The sequence below is a fragment of the Nonomuraea sp. NPDC050202 genome, assembly GCF_040656115.1.
In the GTDB taxonomy this organism is placed as follows: Bacteria; Actinomycetota; Actinomycetes; order Streptosporangiales; family Streptosporangiaceae; genus Nonomuraea.
This window is the reverse complement of record NZ_JBFALF010000006.1, coordinates 275,191-291,364: the sequence shown is the minus strand read 5'-3', so window position 1 is coordinate 291,364 and position 16,174 is coordinate 275,191. Positions and strand designations below refer to the sequence as shown.

Below are 16,174 nucleotides of genomic sequence, written 5' to 3'. Positions count from 1 at the left end.
TGTGGGTCCGGCGCCTGCGGGGCTGTCACCAGGGACGCCGGAGGTGCCAGGCGCTTGGACGGACGGGCCTTGAGCGGGTGGGGACGTGGTTGCCGGGGGGGCAGGACGGTCAGCCCGGCTCGGCGTCGCCGGCGTCCGCCGGCCGGCGTTCCTGCTCGGCCGGGTGTGGTTCGTGCCGGCCGGGTGGCGCGTCGCGAAGTCGCCGCAGCTCTGCCCGCAACGACTCCAGCTCGCGGTGCAGGGCTTGGATCGCGACCAGCGCGACGCCGTTGGCGTCGACGCAGTGGATCGCCTTGTCGGTGCCGCCCAGCCCGAACGTCGCCCACCAGTCCTGCGCCATCGGGCCCAGGTGCCACACCTGGTCGCGGTCGCTGCGGTAGCGCCACGTGCTGATGGGCAGGGCGGCGACCTTGGCCAGTACGTCGTGGCCGTTGACCGCGCTGCCGTCGTGCGCCGTCGCACCGTGCGGGGAGGCACAAGCGGCGGGCGGGCGGGTGGGGGCGGCGGCGCTGCGCGCCGTGCGGGCGCGCAGTCGCAGGGGCCAGTTCAGTGCCATGTGACGGGGGTGATCGCGGTCTTGAGGTTGCGGTCGGACGGGCGGGCCTGCGAGGCGTCCGGCGTTGACGCGCTGCCGAGCGAGAGGTGGATGATCTGTCCGGCCTGCCGGCCGAGCCAGATCCCGTCCGCACCGATGTCCGCGGAGTAGGTGAGCGTGGAGCCGTCGGCGCCGGTCACCGTCGCCTCGACGCTCGCCACGTGCCACAGGTCGAGGGGTGTTTCGGCGGAGGGGCGGAAACGCAGGTAGACGGGCTCGTGCCAGAGGTCGCCGAACCGGCGCTGGGGCTTGCGCGGGTCGTTCTCCTGCGGACGGATGACGTTGGCGCCGTCGCCGAGGACGTAGATGTCGCCGGAGCCGACCTGGAAGTCGTCGATGTCGGAGCGGGCGAGGAAGAACTCTCGTCCGGTGATGCCGAGGTAGACGTCGGTCCTGTAGTGGTCTACGCCGCCCGAGGCTCCTTCGCTGGCGCCGTCTTCGCCGGTCTTGATGCGGACGGAGATGGTGGTGATCGCTTGGTTGCTGTTGCGGGGGTCAGGGCTCACGAACGAGCGCTCCCTTCGAATGATTACTTTGTGTTGTTGATTGACTACTTAATGTAGTTTCACCTTGCATGGAAGGTGAAACTAGCCAGAGAGGGCAAGTCGGCAGAACCACGAGATAGACGATCCTGTCCCGACAAACCGTCGCTGCACCGAGTCGTGCCGGGGACGGTCGGCGTCAGCCGTAGAGGTTGACGGTGTCACCGGAGGGGTGGACGCATTGGCCGCGAGGTTTGACGTCCCGCACGGTCTCCACCACCATGCACTCCCACGGAGCACCGTCCACCTGCACGGTGAAGTCCACGGGGTCGTCCGCCAGGGCTCCGGTCGACGGGAAGTTGTTCTGGTAGGCGACCGCCACGTCCATGGCGGTCTCGCAGGCTTCGGCTCGTTCGCCGTCCATGGCGGCCTCGACGATCGCCCCGTCCGGGGAGCGGCCGCAGTCGTGCTCCGCCTGAGCCGCCGGGCCGGCGGTGAGCGTTCCCGCCGCGACCAGCACCGCGACGCCTTGCCTGATGATCGCAACCATGTGTCCTCCCCTGCCGCGTGGTCCGGACACCTCCAGGGTCGCCCAGCACGCTCCCGCGGCGGGTCATGGCGGGCCGAGGACTGTGCCCGGCCCTGGGAAAGCCCGCTCCCGGCACGGCGATCCAAACCTCACCGGCCGTCTGGAGTGCGTAGGGGCGGGGTGCCCGGCCGGAACGGCAGAGTCGTTCTTCGTCGGGGCGTTGCCCTGCGATGACCGTTGTCCGGCCCATGCTGGTGGCAGAGGAGACCACGACCCTCGGGGGTGATGGTGATGTTCCGAACCGGTCTGGCCCTGGTGGCCGCGACGATCACCGGGCTGATCCCGGCCGCCCCGGCCGGCGCCGATCCCGTGCCACAGCGGTTCATCTCCTGCGAGGACGGCTCCAGCACCCGGAACCTGACCATCGCGACCACCCGGGAGAAGGGTGAGGCCTGCGCCACGGCGGCGAAGGTCTCCGACGCCTACAGCACGGAAGTCGACCTGCTCGACAGCAAGGTGCCGTTCACCGTCGAAGCCGACGGCGTCGCCTGGAGTTGCGACAAGGATTCCACCGGTGACGCGCGTTGCGTTTCCGCCGATGAGCAGGTCTGGCTCTCCTCCTCCTGACAGCCCGGCCCCGCCGCCGGCCACGCGCGGGGCGAGGTCGTCGGCCGGGTGCGCCGGGGCGAGATCGCCGCAGGAGGCCCTGTCCGAATCGGAGGGCCGGATGTGATCCCGTAGTGCCGTGTCAGCGTGACAACGGCCCGGTGTCAGCGCGCCCGGCGATGGTGGGCGCCATGAACAGGTCAGCGATGGTCGCCCGCGCACACGCCTGCGCCCCTTCCCGCCACATCCTCACTATTCGGTGTTGCTAGGTACCAGTAGTCGGTGTTACTTTGTACCGGTAGTCAGCAATACCGAGTAGCTGGAAGGGGGGTGTTCCATGGGCAAGCTCGTGACGGAGATGCTCAAGGGAACGCTGGAGGGCATCGTCCTGGCGATCCTGGCCGGCCGGCCCGCCTACGGCTACGAGATCACCGCCTGGCTGCGTGACCAGGGCTTCTCCGACATCGCCGAGGGCACCATCTACGCCCTGCTGGTCAGGATCGAGCAGCGTGGCCTGGTCGACGTGCGGAAGGTCCCCTCGGAGAAGGGGCCGCCGCGCAAGGTGTACTCCCTCAACGCCCAGGGGCGGGAGTACCTGGAGGAGTTCTGGAGGACCTGGAGCTTCCTCGCCGAACGACTCGAACAGCTTCGCGAAGGAGGCGAGTAGACGTGGCCGACGAGCCGAAGAGCCGCTACCTGCACTACCTGGAGATCGTCACCGGCTCTCTGGAGGAGAAGAAGCGCTGGCGGCAGTACAAGGCGCGCGTCAAGCGGCTGCCCGAGAACTACCGCATCGCGGTCGAAGCGCTGGAGCGCTACCTGATGCACTTCGGGCCGGCCGACGGCGCCGGCGCGATGACGATGTGGGAGGACCTGGCCGAGCTGTTCGAGCAGAGCGCGGCGGACCGAACGCCGATCCGCGACCTGTTCGGCGACGACCCCGTGGAGTTCGTCGAGGCGTTCATGGCCAACTACCCGCTCGGCCAATACAGGAGACGCGAGCGCGAGCGCTTCACCAGCGCCATCGACCGCGCCGCAGGACACGACAGGACCACGTGATGACGACCCAGCAAGCCCCCGCCATCCAGGTGCACGGCCTGGAGAAGTCCTACAAGGAGCTGCGCGTGCTGCGCGGCGTGACCTTCGAGGTGGCCCGCGGCAGCATCTTCGCCCTGCTCGGCTCCAACGGAGCGGGCAAGACCACCGCCGTGAAGATCCTGTCCACGCTGCTCAAGCCGGACGCCGGCACCGCCCGCGTCAACGGCTTCGACGTGGCCACGCAGGCCGCGGACGTGCGCGAGTCGATCAGCCTCACCGGGCAGTTCGCCGCCGTGGACGAGATCCTCAGCGGGCGGGAGAACCTCGTGCTGGTCGCCCGCCTGCGGCACCTGAAGGATCCGGGCAAGATCGCCGATGATCTGCTGCGCCGGTTCTCGCTGACGGAGGCGGGCGGGCGGAAGGTCTCGACGTACTCCGGTGGCATGCGCCGCCGCCTCGACATCGCGATGAGCCTGATCGGCAACCCACCGGTCATCTTCCTCGACGAGCCCACCACCGGCCTCGACCCCCAGGCCCGCATCGAGGTCTGGCAGGCCGTCAAGGACCTCGCCGCGGGCGGCACCACGGTGCTGCTCACCACCCAGTACCTGGACGAGGCCGAACAGCTCGCCGACCGGATCGCGATCCTGCACGAGGGCCGCATCCTCGTCAACGGCACCCTGGACGAGCTCAAGCAGCTGCTCCCGCCCGCGAAGGTCGAATACATCGAGAAGCAGCCGACCCTCGAGGACGTCTTCCTCTCCCTCGTCGGCCCGAAAGCCTGAAGGACCCCCCATGAGCAAGCATTTCCTCGGCGACACCACCGTCCTGCTGGGACGGTCCCTGCGCCACATCACCCGCAGCCCCGACACCATCATCACGACCGCGATCATGCCGATCGCCATGATGCTGATGTTCGTCTACGTGTTCGGCGGCGCCATCAGCACCGGGTCGGGTTCGTCGTACGTGAACTACATGCTGCCCGGCATCCTGCTCATCACGGTCGCCTCGGGCATCGCCTACACCGCCTACCGGCTGTTCATGGACATGCAGGGCGGCATCTTCGAGCGCTTCCAGTCCATGCCGACCGCGCGGTCGTCGGTGCTGTGGGCACACGTGCTGACCTCGCTGGTCGCCAACCTGGTCTCGCTCGTGGTGGTGATGCTCGTGGCCCTGCTCATGGGCTTCCGCTCGGGGGCGGGAGTGCTGGCGTGGCTGTCGGTGGCGGGCATCCTGGTCCTGTTCACCCTGGCGCTGACCTGGATCGCCGTCATCCCCGGCCTGTCGGCCAAGACCATGGAAGGGGCGAGCGCGTTCTCCTACCCGCTCATCTTCCTGCCCTTCCTCAGCTCGGCCTTCGTGCCCACCGACACCATGCCCGGCCCGCTGCGCGTCTTCGCCGAGAACCAGCCGGTGACCTCCATCGTCAACGCCGTCCGCGCCCTGTTCGCCGAGCAGCCGGTCGGCAACGACATCTGGATCGCCCTGGCCTGGTGCGCCGGCATCCTCGTCGCGGCCTACGCCTTCGCCATGAACACCTACCGCCGCAAGATCTCCTAGAAGGAAAGATCATGACTGACTCCCTCCACACCCTCGCGACGATGCCGACCGAGCGCCGGCCCGGCTGCCCCTTCGACCCGCCCCAGGAGCTGACCGAGGCTCGCGAGCACGGCCCGATCAGCCGCTTCCCCTTCCCCGACGGCCACCAGGGCTGGATCGTCACCGGCTTCGACCTGACCCGGCAGATCCTGGCCGACCCGCGCTTCAGCTCCCGCCGCGAGCTCATGAAACACCACCCGATCATCAACTACGGCGACATCGAGGTCCCCCCGGCGCCGCCCGGCGAGTTCCTGCTGATGGACGAGCCACAGCACGGCCGCTACCGCAAGCCGCTGGTCGGCAAGTTCACCGTCCGGCGGATGCGGCTGCTCACCGAGCGGGTCGAGCAGATCACCGCCGAGCACCTGGACGCCATGGAGAAGGCCGGGCCGACGGCCGACCTGGTGACCGCGTTCGCCAAGCCCATCCCCGCCATCGTCATCTGCGAGCTGCTCGGCGTCCCCTACGAAGACCGGGGTCGCTTCCAGCAGAACATCGACACCTTCCTCGGCGGCGAAGCCAGCGACGAGGAACTGGGCGCCGCCTACATCGCGGTCCAGCAATACCTCGCCGAACTGGTCGCCGCCAAGCGCGCCAACCCCACCGACGACGTGCTCAGCGACCTGACCGACAGCGACCTGACCGACGAGGAGCTGCAGGGCATGGCCCTGATCCTGCTGTCGGCCGGCTTCGACACCACCGCCAACATGCTCGCGCTGGGCACCTTCGCCCTGCTGCAGAACCCCGACCAGCTCGCCGCGCTGCGCGCCGACCCCACCCTCACCGACCAGGCCGTCGAAGAACTGCTGCGCTACCTGACCGTCGCCAAGCAGTTCTTCCGGGTCGCGCTGGAGGACGTCGAGCTGGCCGGCCACACCATCACCGCCGGCACGACGGTCATCCTGGCCCTCAACACCGCCAACCGCGACCCCGAACGCTTCACCGACCCCCACACCCTCGACATCCACCGGCAGGACGGCGGCCACCTGGCCTTCAGCCACGGCATCCACCAGTGCCTGGGCCAGCAGCTCGCCCGCGTCGAGATGCGCGTCGCCTTCCCCGCACTGCTCAACCGCTTCCCCACGCTGCGCCTGGCCGTACCCGCCGAACAGGTCGCCCTGCGCCCGGAGCTCGCCGACATCTACGGCGTCAAGAGCCTCCCGGTCACCTGGGACGCGTAACCCCCCGCTCAGGCCCACGGGCCTGAGCGGATGTCGTCTCCACGACGCCGCCACGGTCGGCGGGTGTTCGCGGCGTGACGGGACGGCAGCGCGTACGCCGCCGCGCGGGTTCTTGACGTCGCCTGTCCTGCGCGGGATCAGACGCGGGTGCGCGTGAAAGATCGACTGGCCCCGGCTCGAAACGGCCGTGGGACTCGGGCTCGCCGGGGAAGGGCCGTACGATGGCACATCATGCCGTCGGGAGGGTAGAGGTCCGTGTCCGATGACCGCGCATGGCACCGGGATCCCCGCCGAGGTGCGAGCCGTTCACCCCACACTGCCAGGGCTGCCTCCGGACGCGATCGGACGGGCTGGTGGGTGGCCGGGGCGCTGGTCCTCACGTTCACCCTCGCGGTCGCGGCCACGCTCTACACGGTGACCCCGCGCGAGCCCGCACCGATGCCGGCGGCGCAGGCGCCGGAGCAGGTGCCGGCGGGGTGGCGGCTGGTCTGGGCCGACGAGTTCGACGGGCCCGCCGGCCCGCCGGACCCGGCGAAGTGGAACCTGGTGGACGACCATCTCGGCTACAACAACGAGCTGGAGTACTACACGCCGCGCAACGCGGTCGTGGACGGTCAGGGGCGGCTGGTCATCACCGCCAGGTCCGACGACGCGGGCGGCCACGACTGCAGCCCCCGCGTGTGCGCGGCCACCTCGGCGCGGTTGTTCACGGCGGGCAAGTTCGTCCAGCGCTACGGGCGCATCGAGGCCCGCATCAAGGTACCCGAGGGTCAGGGCATGTGGCCGGCCTTCTGGGCGCGGCGCTCCCCGCAGGGCAGCGGGCGCGGGGAGATCGACATCATGGAGCATCTCGGGCGCGAACCGGACACCGTCCACGGCAGCCTGCACGGGGAGCAGGGCTACGACGAGCAGAACACCTACCGGCTGCCCGGCGGAGGCAGGTTCGCCGACGACTTCCACGTCTTCGCCGCCGACTGGTATCCCGACCGCATCTCCTTCCTGGTCGACGGGCAGGTCTACGCCACCGAGCACAAGGCGGACGCGCCGCCCGGCGGCTGGGACTTCGACGTGCCGTACTACCTGCTGCTCAACCTTGCCGTGGGCGGCGACTGGCCGGGCCCGCCCGACTCGACGACCCGCTTCCCGCAGCAGATGATCGTGGACCACGTCCGCGTGTACGCCGCTACGAGCGATCCGCCGCGCTGACCCCGGCACGCCGTCCGGCGGTGAAGCTGGCGATCAGCACGCCGGCTCCCAGCAGCAGGGACAGGCCCTGCGCGAGCGTCCAGCCGAATGCCGCCGCCGTCAGCCCGTACGGGAGCAGCGCCGCCACCAGCCCCAGCACCAGGGCCGCGTTGGCGCCGTTCATGAAGACGTACGCGCCCGTGCGGTCCCGGCTGATCAGGATCGTGTCCACCAGGTAGTTCCCCGCGCCGACCAGCGCCGCCAGGGCCAGGACCCGGAGCGTCTGCGCCGCCTGCGCCGAGTAGCCCTCCCCGAACACCCGCAGGATGTGCGGCGCGCCGGCCACGATCACCGCGACGGCCGGCACGAGCAGGCCGTAGATGCCCGCCACGGCCTTGCGCAGGTACCGGCGCAGCGAGATCCGCTGCGCCTCGGCGAACAGCACCTGCGCGCTCGTCGACGGGATGAAGTTGAGGAACGCCGCCACCTGGAAGGCGATCGCGAAGTACGCCGCCGCCTGCGGCCCCTGGATGGCCAGCACCTCCAGCGGCACCACGGTGCTCGGCAACATGCCGAGCGCGGTCGCCACGTAGCCGGCGGCCGAGAACGGCAGGTACCGCCGCAGCAGCTCGACCGGCCGGGCGCGGTCCACGGTGGGGCGGCGCAGCCTCCGCCACAGCGCCACCCCGCCGAGCAGGCAGGCGAGCAGGGTGCCGCCGCCGTAGGCGAGGACCAGGCCGGTGAACCCGAGCGGTACCAGCGGCAGCAGCGCGCCGACCTTCAGCACGGTGCCGGCCGTGTTCTTGGCCAGCAGGGCCCCGGTGCCCCGGACCGCCACCAAGCCCGCGTCCAGCGTCCCGCCCACGGCGGTGACCATCACCAGGGCCGTGACCAGCACGATCGTTCCGGGCTGCCGGATCAGCTCCGGGCCGTCCGGCAGCAGCGGCGCCAGGAGCAGCAGTGACAGCAGGGCGAGCACGCCGCCGATCGCGCCGACCGCGGTCACGGCGATCGCCGCCAGGCGGCGCGGGTCGTCTGCCTTGACGAGATGGCGCAGCAGCGTGGTGGGCAGGCCGAGGGAGGCGACGGTGGAGAGCAGGTTGACGCTCGCGGTCACGGCGGTCAGCCAGCCGACGGCCTCGACCGGGTAGTTGCGCGCCGCCAGCGTGAAGAACGCGAAGCCGCCCGCCGCGAGCAGCACCGTGTTCACCAGCAGCAGGAAGGTGCCACGCACCAGGACGTCACGGAAGAACGAGCGGACACGCTCCTCCATCCGGCCGCCTGCCAGATCGGGGGGCAGGACGGTGGCGTAGCCGTTGCGGGTCGCGTGGGCGATCTCGGGCCAGCCGGTGCCGTTCACGTGCTCCAGCGCCGCCCGCGACATCCCCGCCAGCGCCGCCGCGTCCCAGCCCGCCGCCTCCCGCAGAACTGCGGTGAGCCCGACGACGCCGCCGCGGTAGCAGGCAAGGGCGGCGGGCGGCAGCCCCGCCAGGGCGGGCAGCTCCGGGACGATCAGCGGCCGGCCGTGGGCGAGCGCGAGCAGCGCGCTGCCGCTGGTGGTGATCTCGCGGAACGGCAGCACGACGACGTCACCCACCGCGAACAACCCGGCGATGTCCTCGTCGCGCACCCGTCCGAGCCGCAGCTCCACCCGGTCGTCGGCGGCGGCCGACGCCTCCAGCCGGGCGGCGAGCGCCGGGTCCGGGCACGATCCGGCGACGACGAGGCGCACGTCCAGCCCGCCGGGCAGCGCCGTGAAGGCGGCGAGCAGGTCCTCGACCCCCTTGTACGGCTCGATCCGCCCGAAGAACAGGAACGTGCGGGGCCCGCCCGGCCGGCCCGGCGGCGGCATCGGCGGAGCCGGGAAGGGCCCGTGCGGGATCACCACGGCCCTGGACGGCGCCGCCCCCAGGGCCGCCAGCCGGTCCAGCGCCGTCGAGTGGTGGGCGATCACGAGGTCGCAGCGCCGTACCAGGGTGCGCCGGGCGGCCGCGTCGTCGGCGAAGACGGGCCGGTGCGGCAGCACGTTGTGCGCGGTCCACACCAGCCGCAGGCCGAGCAGCCGCACCAGGCCGAGGACGGCGGCGAACCAGAGCTGGGCCGCCCGCCGCGTCCGGGCCCCGCCCGGCAGCGCGAACTTCCACACCCAGTGCAGGTGCACGATCCGGGCTCCGGCCAGCCGCCGGGCGGCCAGCTCGGCGGGCAGCAGCAGGAGGTTGAGCGTGTGGGAGGGGGTCAGCTCGCCCAGGTAGCGGACGCTGACGCCGCTCTCGCGTAACCCGGCGTGCAGCAGCTCCTGGTACGGGTTGCTGTCACGGGGGAAGACCAGCACCTTCATCGGCGGGCGCAACCGCGGGGGGCGAGGAGTTCGGCGAGCACGCCCGCGCCGTACACCAGGTGGTCGGCCAGCACCCGCACCGGGCCGTTGTGCCGGTTGCGCCAGGCCGGCACCAGCAGCAGCGCCGGATAGTACGGGAACCACAGGGTCAGCGGCAGGCCGAGCAGGAAGAGGGGGTAGACCAGGACCATCGGCTCCCGGCGCAGCAGGTCCGACCGGCGGCCGCGGTGCTTGAGGTAGAGCCGGGCGCGGGCCTTGCCGTAGACGTAGGAGCGGCGGAGCTGCCGGCGGCGGTCTCCCCAGTCGTGGGTGACGACCGCGTCCCCGGCGCTGCGGATGCGGTGCCCGGCGTCCTGGACCCGCCAGCTGAAGTCGACGTCGGAGCCGTACCCGAACGTCTCGTCGAAGCCGGCGACCTCGTCGAGGACCTCCCGGCGGACGGCCAGGTTGCCGGTGCCGCACTCGGAGAGGTAGCGGGCGGTGGCCCGGCGGCGGGCGTCGGCGTCGTACAGGCTGTCGTGCCCCTCGGGGCCGGTGACCAGCCCCGACACGACGCTCTCGCCCTCGTCGAGCAGCGGCGTGACGAGGGCGCGCAGCCAGCCGTCCCGGGGGAGGCAGCCCGCGTCGGTGAACACGACGATCTCCCCGCCGGCGGCGCGCACGCCGGCGTTGCGCTGGTGCGGGATGGTGACGCGGGCGCCGGGCGGCGGGGTGAAGGCCGTCCACCGCACGTGCGGGTGGGCGGCGGCGACGGCGTCGAGCCGGCCTTCCGAGGCGTCCACGACGATGATCTCGTACGGCAGGCCGGCGGCCCCGGCCGCGCGGGTGACGCCGCCGAGGGTGCCGTCGAGCGCGGGCTCGTCCTTGCTGATGATGACGATAGAGATCATCGGTGGAAGACCTTCGTGACTCCGCTCGTGTAGACGAGATCGTAGTGCGCCTCGATGAAGCCGGTCGGGAACGCGTACAGGGCGAGCTGGTTGTCGAACAGCGACCTGGCGCGGCCGACCTCGGTGTTGGCCCAGCTCGCGTACACCCAGGCCCGCCGGTCCAGGGTCAGGGGGGTGATGTCGGTCTGGATCCGCCGCCCGGGGCCGTGCTCGGCGAACAGGCGCAGCTGCGCGTACCGGTCGGCGTAGAGGCGGTCGGGAGAGCCGCGGGCCGCCTCCTCCAGCCAGCGCGCCCCCGCCAGCTCGGCCTCGTACATGCAGTACCGCTCGCAGTCCTCACCGCGCGTCGAGAGGTTGGTCGCCCGCTCCCCGCCGAGCAGCACGTTGTCCAGGCCGCTGCCGGTCGTGAAGGTAGCCACGACCGCCGCTCCGGCCAGCCCGTACGTCGTGCGGCGGAGCACGAGGGGGAGCTTGGCCGCCGAGACGCGGTGCAGCAGCCAGAACATGGCGATGGTGAGGAGCGTCAGCGCCTGCAGATGGGCGCGGCTCTGGTTGTAGGAGGCGGCGAGGGTGCCGGAGACGCGCAGCAGCACCAGGGCGCCCAGCATCGGAACGGCCAGCACGCCGATCCGGCGGACCAGCCACGAGGAGTGGCGGCGCACGGCCATGACGATGGCGCCGATCAGGGCGAGCAGGTTCGCCAGCTGCTGGATCAGCAGCACGCCGAGGTCGAGCGACGCGCTCACCTCGGGTGCCACCTTCGAGGGGACGGGCACGCCCGCGTCCCCGAGTGCCCAGCGGGGATCGTCCGCGTCGGCGGCGGGCGTCACGGCGGCCTTGGGCGGGCGGTACTTGGGCACCACCCGCTTGGCGTACAGGTACGTCGGGATGCGGGTCACGTCGGTGCCCCGCAGGTAGGCGGACAGCAGCGTGCCGGCGGTCTCGGCGCCGGGCAGCAGCCGCAGGCCCTCGGAGTTCAGCACGGTGCGGAACTCGCCGATGTTGGCCGTCGACCGGGTGATCGGGACGTACCAGAGCACGCCGGCGAGCAGCCCCGGCAGCAGCGCCGCCGCGACCGCGCGCGGCGCGATCCTCGGCCGCCGCAGGGCCCACAGCACGCCCTGCAGGACCAGCGCCCCGCCGAGCATCACGGCCGTGAAGTACGCGGTCGTGTAGTGCGAGACCACGATGCCCGCCCCGAACAGGCCCAGCAACACCGCCTTGGGCAGGTGCCGCAGCCGGGCGTCGAGCAGGGCCCCGCACAGCGCCGCGAACAGCAGCATGGCGATCTCCTGCCGGGCCAGCGCGGGGAACTGCTGCGACAGCGCGCCCTGCGCCGTCACGAACGCGGCGGCGGCGAACGCCCACTGCCCCGGCAGGAAGCGCCTGGCGAGGTGGAAGATCGCGACGGGGAACATCGCGAAGATCGCCGGGTAGACGACCTTGAGCACCAGCAGGACCGGCAGCCCCGTCAGGGCGTGCAGCTGGGCGGGCAGGACGGTGATGCTGAGCATCGCCCCGTACGCGTCGGGGTGCGGCCCCGTCACCCAGATCCCCGAGGTCGCCGTCTCCTGGGCGACGGCGTACTCGGAGGCGATGTCGAACCCGTAGACCAGCTCGCCGCGCAGCGCGTACGACCACATCATGGCCAGCGAGACCGCGTACAGCAGCACGGCGGGCCGGCCGTCCCCGAGCCGCCCGGCCCTGACGATCCCGAAGGCCAGCACGAGCACGCAGCCGGCGACGGCCGCGATCGCCACCTCGGGGCCGTACCCGTGGTTGAGCCGCAGCGCGCCCGCCGCGGCGAGCAGCGGCAGCAGCAACGGCAGCGACAGCCACCCGGCGGAAGGCAGGGACCGCCACGGGACCGCCGTCTCCTGCGGCGCCTTCGCCCCGGCCAGGAACAAACCCAGGCAGAACAGCATGAGCCCGGCGAGCAGCGGCCCGGCCCGCAGCGGCGTCCCCGGGTCCGCGCCGGGGCCGAACACCGCGTCGAGGACGGCGCCGTCGGCCAGCGGCACGAGCAGGGTGACCGCGAGGCCGGACACCATGAGCACGACCAGCGACGCGGCCGGCACGTACAGCGGGAACGCCGCCACCCGGTGGCCCGGCACCCGCAACGCGCGCAGCAGCAGGCAACCGGGCACGACCAGCAGGAGCGGCACGAGCAGCAGCTGGGCCGCCCAGAGGTGGCGCACCTGGGTCAGGCCGACGATCAGGACGAGGGCCGCGCCGTACAGCACCATCCGCCTGTCCTGCTCGCGGACGGTCACGTGCTCTGCCCTCCACCCCGGCCGGCCCTGTCCCCGGCGAACATGCGGCGGAAGGCCCACAGACCGTGCAGGAAGCCGACATTCTCGCACGCTTCCTGGGCGAGCCGGAGGTACGGGTCGGCGAGCGCCTCGATCCTGCCCGCCAGCGCGTTCCGCAGCCCCACCGGGTAGAGCGGCAGGGGCAGCAGCACGGCCACCACCGCGAGCGCCGGCCACCGGAAGGCCGCCAGGGCGAGGCCCGCGACGAGCACCGGCCACGGGAACAGCGTCGGCCGCACCCCCGGCCACTTCAGGTACTGCATGGCGGCGCCCCGCCCGTACGCGAGGCTGCGGCGCAGCATCCCGCGCACCGTGGGCGTGTACCGGTGCCCGACCGGCGCGTCGGGGACGAAGACCAGCCGTCCCGGCCCGTCCCGCCGCAGCCTGCGGGACAGGTCCTCCTCCTCGGCCGCGTACCGGAACCTGGTGTCGAAACCGCCGGCGGCCAGCAGCCGCTCCCGCTCGAACGACATGTTGCCGCCGCTGAAGGCGTGGACGTCGCGCCGCCCGCGCGCCGGCCCGGCCGTCCCCCACTGCCGCCTCAGGTACAACCACAACCGGTACGGCAGCGCGGCGCTGACGGTGAGCTCCAGCTCCAGCGGCTCGTGCCGGTTGTTGCGTTCGAGGAAGCGCGGCAGGAAACCGTCCCCGGTCACCGGGACGATCGGGCCGCCCACCCCGGCGACGCCCTCTTCCGCGTAGCCGTCGAGCAGCAGCTCGGCCCAGCGGGGGGACGGCTCGCAGTCGTCGTCGAGGAAGGCCACGACCCGCCCCTTCGCGGCCCGCAGGCCGGTGTCGCGGGCCGCCGCCGCGCCGCGGTTCGTCTCGTGGCGGATGACCGTGGCGCCGTGGTCGCGCGCGACGTCCCCGGTGCCGTCCTGGGACGCGTCGTCCACGACGATGATCTCCAGGTCCGGGTGGGGCCGCAGCGCGTCGAGGGTCCGGCCGAGCCGGGCCGCGCCGTTGTAGGAGCAGATGACGACGGACAGGCTAGGGGGCATCGGGACGGTTCCCGGGGGTGCGGGCGAGGGGGCCGCGGACGGCCTCGTACACGGCGATCGTCCGCGCCGTGACCGTGGCCAGGCCGGTGTCCGGCGTGCGGGTCGTGACCGCAGCCGGGTCAGCGTCCGGCGCGCAGGCTGTGGCCGCGGCCGGGTCGGCGTCCGGGGTGCCGGTCGTGACCGAGGCGGGGTCGGCGCCCGGCGCGCGGTTCGCGTCGCCTGCGTGTGGAGCGGTGGCGAGAAGGTCGATGATCGCCGCGGCCAGCCGGTCGGGGGCGCCAGGGGGGACCGCCCACGGGGAGCCCTCGAACAGCTCGGCCAGCCCGCCCGCGGTGGTCGCGATCACCGGTACGCCGAAGGCGCGGGCCAGGTTGGCCACCCCGCTCTGCTCGGCGTCCCGGTAGGGCAGCACGACGGCCTCCGCCGCGGCGAACCAGGCCGCGATGTCGCCGTCCGGGACGTACCCGGTGAACACCAGCCGGTCCCGCAGCCCGTACCGGCGTGCCAGGCGGCGCACCGTCGCCTCGTGCAGGTGGTCGCGGGCCTCGAACACCCGGAACGGGCCGTGCCGCCGCCGTACCGCGCCGGCGACCACGACCCGCACGTCGTCCAGCGTCGCGGACGGCAGCGTCGCCATCGCCCGCACCAGGTCGTCGAGCCCCTTGCTGACGTGGATGTGGCCGAAGGCCAGCAGCACGCGGGCGTCCCCCAGCCCGAAGCGGGCCCGCAGGGCGGCGGCGGTGCCGGTCGCGGGCGGCGGCGGCGCGGAGAAGTGCGGGATCACCGTGGCCTTGCCGTCCAGCCCGAGGGCGCCGAGGGTGTCGCGGGCGGCCCGGGTGTGCACGATGAGGCGGCCGCAGCCCCGGGCGAGGCGCCGGTAGAGCGCCCTGCCCGGCCCGCGCAGCAGCGCCGTGTCGCGGCTGACCTCGTGCAGCGTGGCCACCGCAGGGACCCCGGGGGCGGCCAGCCAGCGCGCCACGGCCAGGCTACGGGCGCCGAACGCGGGCACCGCGAACTGCACGTGCACCACGTCGGGCCGGAACCGGGCCACGGCCGCACGCAGCGACGCCGCCCCGCCGCCGCCCAGCGCGCCGACGACCTCAGCGGGCGCGGCGGGATCCGGGCGGGCGGCGACCACGGCGATCTCGTGGCCGCGCTCGCGTACGGCGCGGGCGAGCACGTGCGTGTAGGTGCCGATGCCGTCGCGGGCCGGCGGGTAGGGGCTGACGTAGAGGATCCTCACGGCAGCATCGCCTTCACCACGTGGGAGGCGATCGTGTCCAGGGCGTACTCGCCGACCCACGCCTCGACCGGGGCGCCGACCCACGGCCCGGCCAGGGCGCCGCCCGCCGGCTCGTCGAGTGGGCCGTCCGCGGGGTCGTCGAGGGCGGTGGCCAGGGCCGCGGCGAACGCGTCCAGGGTGGGGGCGCAGACGATCCCCCGCCGGCTGCGCCGCACCAGGTGCTGGGCCAGGTTGTCCCTGGCGGAGGTGGTCACCACCGGTACGCCGCAGGCGATCGCCTCCAGCACGGCGATGCCGAAGCCTTCCCTGGTGGACGGGAAGGCGAACACCCGGCCCGCCTTGACCAGCGAGTACACGTCCTTCTGCTCGCTGACGTCGTGCCGGAACTCCACGGCGTGCGCGATGCCGAGCCGCTCCGCCTCCTCGCGCAGCGCGTCGCGTTCCGGGCCGTCGCCGATGATCCGGCAGGTGACCGCGCGTCCGCCCTCCCGCAGCCGGGCGATGGCGGCGAGCAGCAGGTCCAGGCCCTTGTGCCGCATCAGCCTGCTGACCACGACCAGGTCGGTGCGCTGCTCGTGCGGCACGGCCTGGCCGACCCCGTCGAGATCGACCCCGTTGGGCGCGATCGTGATCGAGGTCCGCTCGCCGAGCTCGGCCCGCAGGCGCCGGGCCGTCTCCGGGGAGACGGCGATGATGCGGTCGGGCGCCCGCATCGCCAGCCGCTCGATCCACCACGCCGGCCGCCAGCCGGTGGGCATGCTGTAGCGCCAGTACTCCGGGCCCCACACCTCGTGCCAGGTCGCGATCAGCGGTTTGCGGCGCAGCGTGGCGACCAGGCGCAGCGGTAACAGGTGCAGGAACGGGATCTGGTCGACGTTGAGCACGTCGAACCGGTGCCGCAGCAACCGCAGGCAGGCCACCGCGAAGACCAGCGCCTGCCAGGTCGAGCGGACGCCGTTGCGGTACATCGGCAGCAGCGGGGAGATCGCGTGGAACGTGACGCCGCCCTCGGTGCGCACCCGGGGGCCGGGCCACCAGCGCATGGTGAACACGTGGACGTCGGCCTGCGCCGCGAGGTGCGCGTACAGCTCGTAGTAACGGATCTCCCTGCCGCCGAAGCTGTACGGGTGGATGGCATCGGTGACCAGCGCCACCACGGGCCGTCTGGGCACGCG

General features: G+C 72.6%; 16 protein-coding genes. 7 read left to right on the top strand and 9 right to left on the bottom strand.

The genetic code is table 11. The features are described 5' to 3' along the window. Positions 1 to 109: 109 nt before the first annotated feature. The 3 genes from AB0I79_RS20320 to AB0I79_RS20310 all read right to left on the bottom strand — a co-directional run bounded on the left by AB0I79_RS20320 (position 110) and on the right by AB0I79_RS20310 (position 1,627). Complete coding sequence (locus tag AB0I79_RS20320; protein ID WP_357875074.1) at positions 110 to 556, bottom strand: tail fiber domain-containing protein; 447 nt, start codon at positions 554 to 556, stop codon at positions 110 to 112. Continuing rightward, complete coding sequence (locus AB0I79_RS20315) at positions 547 to 1,101, bottom strand: hypothetical protein (protein ID WP_357875071.1); 555 nt, start codon at positions 1,099 to 1,101, stop codon at positions 547 to 549. Before AB0I79_RS20315 ends, AB0I79_RS20320 begins: the two co-directional genes overlap by 10 nt. A gap of 175 nt (positions 1,102 to 1,276) precedes the next feature. Further along, positions 1,277 to 1,627, bottom strand: a complete 351-nt coding sequence (locus tag AB0I79_RS20310) for a hypothetical protein (protein ID WP_357875068.1) — start codon at positions 1,625 to 1,627, stop codon at positions 1,277 to 1,279. A 294-nt stretch (positions 1,628 to 1,921) separates the two neighbouring features. Between AB0I79_RS20310 and AB0I79_RS20305 the strand changes: the two genes are divergently transcribed. The 7 genes from AB0I79_RS20305 to AB0I79_RS20275 all read left to right on the top strand — a co-directional run bounded on the left by AB0I79_RS20305 (position 1,922) and on the right by AB0I79_RS20275 (position 7,236). Beyond that, positions 1,922 to 2,233 (top strand): hypothetical protein, encoded by a 312-nt coding sequence (locus AB0I79_RS20305; RefSeq protein ID WP_357875065.1) that lies wholly within the window; start codon positions 1,922 to 1,924, stop codon positions 2,231 to 2,233. 316 nt (positions 2,234 to 2,549) lie between these two features. Then, positions 2,550 to 2,879 carry a PadR family transcriptional regulator gene (locus tag AB0I79_RS20300; RefSeq protein WP_357875062.1) on the top strand — a complete coding sequence of 110 codons (330 nt, stop codon included), beginning with the start codon at positions 2,550 to 2,552 and terminating at the stop codon, positions 2,877 to 2,879. A gap of 2 nt (positions 2,880 to 2,881) precedes the next feature. Then, the gene (locus AB0I79_RS20295) at positions 2,882 to 3,271 is read left to right on the top strand and encodes a DUF1048 domain-containing protein (protein ID WP_357875059.1); all 390 of its coding nucleotides are present in this window, start codon (positions 2,882 to 2,884) and stop codon (positions 3,269 to 3,271) included. Further along, positions 3,271 to 4,035, top strand: a complete 765-nt coding sequence (locus tag AB0I79_RS20290) for an ATP-binding cassette domain-containing protein (protein WP_357875056.1) — start codon at positions 3,271 to 3,273, stop codon at positions 4,033 to 4,035. The genes AB0I79_RS20295 and AB0I79_RS20290 overlap by 1 nt, the downstream gene beginning before the upstream one ends. Positions 4,036 to 4,045: 10 nt before the next feature. Further along, complete coding sequence (locus AB0I79_RS20285) at positions 4,046 to 4,810, top strand: ABC transporter permease (protein WP_357875053.1); 765 nt, start codon at positions 4,046 to 4,048, stop codon at positions 4,808 to 4,810. An 11-nt stretch (positions 4,811 to 4,821) separates the two neighbouring features. Continuing rightward, a complete protein-coding gene (locus tag AB0I79_RS20280; RefSeq protein ID WP_357875050.1) occupies positions 4,822 to 6,030 on the top strand; it encodes a cytochrome P450 in 1,209 nt (402 codons plus the stop codon). Positions 6,031 to 6,387: 357 nt separating this feature from the next. Continuing rightward, positions 6,388 to 7,236, top strand: coding sequence for a glycoside hydrolase family 16 protein (locus tag AB0I79_RS20275; protein WP_357875047.1), 849 nt, complete (start codon positions 6,388 to 6,390; stop codon positions 7,234 to 7,236). Here AB0I79_RS20275 and AB0I79_RS20270 read toward each other — a convergent pair. From AB0I79_RS20270 to AB0I79_RS20245, 6 genes are read right to left on the bottom strand one after another with little or no spacing between them, the layout of a single operon-like run. Then, a complete protein-coding gene (locus tag AB0I79_RS20270) occupies positions 7,214 to 9,553 on the bottom strand; it encodes a glycosyltransferase (RefSeq protein ID WP_357875044.1) in 2,340 nt (779 codons plus the stop codon). The genes AB0I79_RS20275 and AB0I79_RS20270 overlap by 23 nt on opposite strands. Then, positions 9,550 to 10,443: a glycosyltransferase gene (locus tag AB0I79_RS20265; RefSeq protein WP_357875041.1), complete on the bottom strand. Its 894-nt coding sequence runs from the start codon at positions 10,441 to 10,443 to the stop codon at positions 9,550 to 9,552. Before AB0I79_RS20265 ends, AB0I79_RS20270 begins: the two co-directional genes overlap by 4 nt. Continuing rightward, complete coding sequence (locus AB0I79_RS20260; protein WP_357875038.1) at positions 10,440 to 12,716, bottom strand: hypothetical protein; 2,277 nt, start codon at positions 12,714 to 12,716, stop codon at positions 10,440 to 10,442. Before AB0I79_RS20260 ends, AB0I79_RS20265 begins: the two co-directional genes overlap by 4 nt. Continuing rightward, a complete protein-coding gene (locus AB0I79_RS20255) occupies positions 12,713 to 13,756 on the bottom strand; it encodes a glycosyltransferase (RefSeq protein ID WP_357875035.1) in 1,044 nt (347 codons plus the stop codon). The genes AB0I79_RS20260 and AB0I79_RS20255 overlap by 4 nt, the downstream gene beginning before the upstream one ends. Next, the gene (locus AB0I79_RS20250) at positions 13,746 to 14,999 is read right to left on the bottom strand and encodes a glycosyltransferase (RefSeq protein ID WP_357875032.1); all 1,254 of its coding nucleotides are present in this window, start codon (positions 14,997 to 14,999) and stop codon (positions 13,746 to 13,748) included. Before AB0I79_RS20250 ends, AB0I79_RS20255 begins: the two co-directional genes overlap by 11 nt. Beyond that, complete coding sequence (locus tag AB0I79_RS20245) at positions 14,996 to 16,171, bottom strand: glycosyltransferase (RefSeq protein ID WP_357875029.1); 1,176 nt, start codon at positions 16,169 to 16,171, stop codon at positions 14,996 to 14,998. The genes AB0I79_RS20250 and AB0I79_RS20245 overlap by 4 nt, the downstream gene beginning before the upstream one ends. Positions 16,172 to 16,174: the final 3 nt, after the last annotated feature.